The sequence below is a fragment of the Bartonella sp. OD88NMGDW genome, from assembly GCF_042193775.1.
In the GTDB taxonomy this organism is placed as follows: Bacteria; Pseudomonadota; Alphaproteobacteria; order Rhizobiales; family Rhizobiaceae; genus Bartonella; species Bartonella grahamii.
Map to the genome: position 1 here is coordinate 1 of NZ_JBHIMA010000031.1, position 3,719 is coordinate 3,719.

General features: G+C 45.4%; 2 protein-coding genes. Both read left to right on the forward strand.

Annotation, left to right across the window (positions count from 1 at the left end; translation table 11 throughout):
• On the forward strand, positions 1–3,498 hold a 3,498-nt coding region (locus ACFIJR_RS08725; protein WP_375654030.1), incomplete at its 5' end, for an alanine-zipper protein.
• Positions 3,499–3,507: 9 nt separating this feature from the next.
• On the forward strand, positions 3,508–3,719 hold a 212-nt coding region (locus tag ACFIJR_RS08730), incomplete at its 3' end, for a hypothetical protein (RefSeq protein WP_375654032.1).

Sequence of the window (3,719 nt, forward strand, 5' to 3'; positions counted from 1 at the left end):
CAAAGAGTGACACAAGTTCAAAGCACAGTAGAGACAGCTTTGACAGAGGCAAGAGAAGCCAAGGCAACGGCAGGAGATGCAAAAACACTTTCCGAACAAACCAAGAGCGCTTTTGATGATGCCAAGCAGGTGATGGGCGAGGTGAAGAATGTTGCAGAAACAGCAGCAACGAACAGTGGGCAAGCTCTCACGACAGCTTCTGAAGCCAAGACGACAGCAGAGACAGCCTCTTCGGTAGCTGGTGATGCAAAAGAAACGGCATTGAGAGCGTTGGCAGATGTCAAGGATCTTAAGCAATCGGTTGATCATGTCAAGAATACAGCTGAGGGAGCCAAAAGGACAGCAGAAGGAGTAGAGCAGAGGGCTTTAACAATAGAAGACGTTGCTACACAAGCCAAGACTAAAGCCGGTGAAGCCAAACAATTGGTTGAAGAAGTTAAGATGAGAGCGCATTCGGCAGAAACGTTAGCAAATAATGCAAAGCAGTTAGCGGATAGTGCAAAAGACACAGCGGTGGAAGCGAAGAATAAAGCAGAGGATGCTCATGTCCTTTCGCAAGACGCTAAAAGTACAGCAGAGACGGCAGAAGAGAAAGCCGCAAGAGCCGAAAAGAAGGCGGATGATGCGACAGTCACAGCTTCAGAAGCCAAGAGTGCAGCGGATAGTGCAACAGAGAAAGTAGAGCAAGCTGTAAGAGAGGCTAGCGATGCGAAATCTAAAGCGGAAAGTTTAAAAACTGTTGCGACTGAAGCGAAATCCACGAGTGAACAAGCAAGTCAAACAGCCTCTAATGCTAAAAGTTTATCAGAAGAAGCAAAGGTTAAAGCAGAAAGTGTAGAGAGAGTTGCGAATGAAGCAAATCAAACAGCGACTTCTTCGAAGAGCGTATCAGAAGAAGCAAAAGAAGAGGCAAGTAATGCCAAAGCGATAGCCTTAGAAGCCAAGAGTGCAGCGGATACAGCAACAGCGACGGCTCATCAAGCCCAACAGAGTGCAGAGGAGGCTACAAAATTAGCTTCTGAAGCGAAAGCGGTAGCAGAGTCTGCGGCGCGTTCAGGAGAGACGGCAGGGCATGTTGATGCAGAAGCGTTGAAGGGTATAGCTACAGCAGCAAAGAGTAAAGCGGAAGCAGCAGAGAAGGTAGCAGAAGAAACGAAAGGTGCTTTGGATGGTCTAAAACAATTAGCCAATAGTGCGAAGTCGACAGCGGACGAGGCAAAGAAGGTAGCTGATGGTGCACAAAAGAAGGCATCACAGGTAGAGACAGTAGCGGGTGAAGCTGAAAAGATAGCGAAAGAAGCCAAACAGACAGCTGGTTATGCTAACCATGAGGCGGCACAAGCGCGCAGTGAGGTAGAAAAGGCAAAAAGTACAGCTCATGAAGGATGGAGTAATGCCAATAAAGCTCAGGAAGTAGCAGGTGACGCTAAAACTATAGCAAGTTTAGCGCGTACGTACGCAGATGAAGCCAAGAAGATAGCGGAAAATTCAGGCAACACAGCTCATCAAGGGTGGAGTACAGCTAACAACGCGAAGGAAGTAGCAGGTGACGCTAAGACTATAGCAAGTTTAGCACGGACATATGCAGACGAAGCCAAGAAAAAAGCGGAAGTAGCAGATTCACAATCCTATCAAGCTAAGGGCGAAGCCGAAAAAGCCAAGGAAATAGCTAATAGTGCAAAATATACAGCAGAACAAGCACAGAAAGCGGCAGAAGCGGCGGGTAAAAAGGCAGCGTCTTTAGCATCATCTTTAGAAGACAAGCTAGAAGAGACAGAAAAAACAGCGAAGGAAGCCAAACAGACAGCAGGTTATGCCAAGCATGATGCGGAGCAAGCGCGTAGTCAGGCAGAAAAGGCAGAAAAAACAGCAAATGAAGCGTGGAGTAAAGCTTACGACGCGAAGGAAGTGGCAGATAATGCTAAGACTATAGCAAGATTAGCAGAAATGGCAGGCGAAGAAGCCAAGAAAATAGCGGAGAAAGCCGATGACCGAGCGTATGAAGCCAAGAATGAAGTAGAAAAAGCCAAGGAAATAGCTAGTAATGCAAAATATATAGCAGGAGAGGCGCAGAGGGCAGCCGAAACAGCGGGTAAGAAAGCCGCGTCTTTAGAGGAAGAAGCGGAAGAGGCACAAAAAATAGCCAAGGAAGCCAAGGAGTCTGCTGGTTATGCAAGACATGACGCGGAGCAAGCGCGCAATCAGGCAGAAAATGCAGAGAAAATAGCCTCGTCAGCGAGGAGTAGGGTTATCGATATCAATCAAGTGGTTGAGAATTTTAAAGCCCCCGTAAGTTTAGCGCGGATGTACTCAGACGAAGCCAAGAAAAAAGCCGAAGCAGCAGATTCAAAAGCCTATCAAGCCAAGAGCGAAGCCGAAAAAGCCAAGGAAGTAGCTGATAGAGCGAAAAGGACAGCAGAAGAAGCTAAAACAACAGCCGATACGACGAAGCAAGAGCTTGGAGGTATCAAAAGTTCCCTAGCAACGGCAACAACAGCCCATACAGTAGCTTCACAGACAAAAGTGCTAGCGGAAGAGGTAAACAATTTACTGAAACAGTCCAATTTAACGGTTCTTTCAATTTCTACGCCGTTTCTTGTTGCGACAGGGAAAAAACAACTCACATTGAAGAAAGGAACGCGTATAACCTTGGCATTAGGCAATGATACTTTGGTTGCAAGTTATACGGCAGATACAAGAATAAGCGTTCCTTCTCTTTCGGTAGGCAAGGATTATTATGTTTATCTGGTTTCTGATGGAAAACAGTCTCATAAACTTGTTTTGTCAGAAAACTCTACCTATCCAAGGAATTACACAGTGAGTAATTCGCGAAAGATAGGAGGGTTTCATACGCTCTGTGCGGATGTTGGTACGATTTCCGGTCACCCATTATCCGGTTATCAAGCAGGGGATATATTGCCGAACTCTGTTTGGTGTCTCAATCATCGCCCGCATAGTTCCCCAGAGGGTATGGTTTACGACCCCTCTACAGATATTTGGGTTGATATTTATCTTCAGTCAGGGACGGGTCACAGTACCCGCTCTGCGTATAATGTTCCTATTACGACGAACCGTCTACAAATAGATCATATATCCGATATGCTGCGTGTTAAGAAGGCTTTGCTCAATAATACAGAATTTACCTCTGCGATGCATGGAAGCAATGAAGGTGGTGGGATTCAAGGCAAAAAAGCACCTTCACCAAAACATTCTGGAGGTTATAAGAATACGGCAAATATACGGATGATTTCGCATATCGGTTGTGAAGATGGTTGCGGTTATGTTTGGCAATTTGTGAAAGATGTTTGTTTCATGCAAACAGTAACTGGAACTTCACCAAATGTACAGTTTAAAAAAGATATGTATGCATTGTTGGCTGGTGGAGACTGGTCAGATACTACGAATATCACTCCACATCTGCGCGCAGTCATTATACGGAATGCTATTTATGAATCGGCTAGCGCCCGTGGCTGTAGTTATCCACGGCATTATATTTAGGAGGGGTAGATGATAGATTATCCAGAGCATTTAAATAGCAAAGAAGATTATATGAATATGCTTTCCTTTGATAAGGCTGAAACCGTAAGGAGGTTAGAGGTTCTTTTAGAGACGCGTTTTTATTGGGTTTTAGTCAAGGAGCTAAGTGAAGGAGAAGAGGGGATAGAAGATGACACGCATAAGGTTTGTCTAACAACAACCATGCCATTTGATTCAAATGG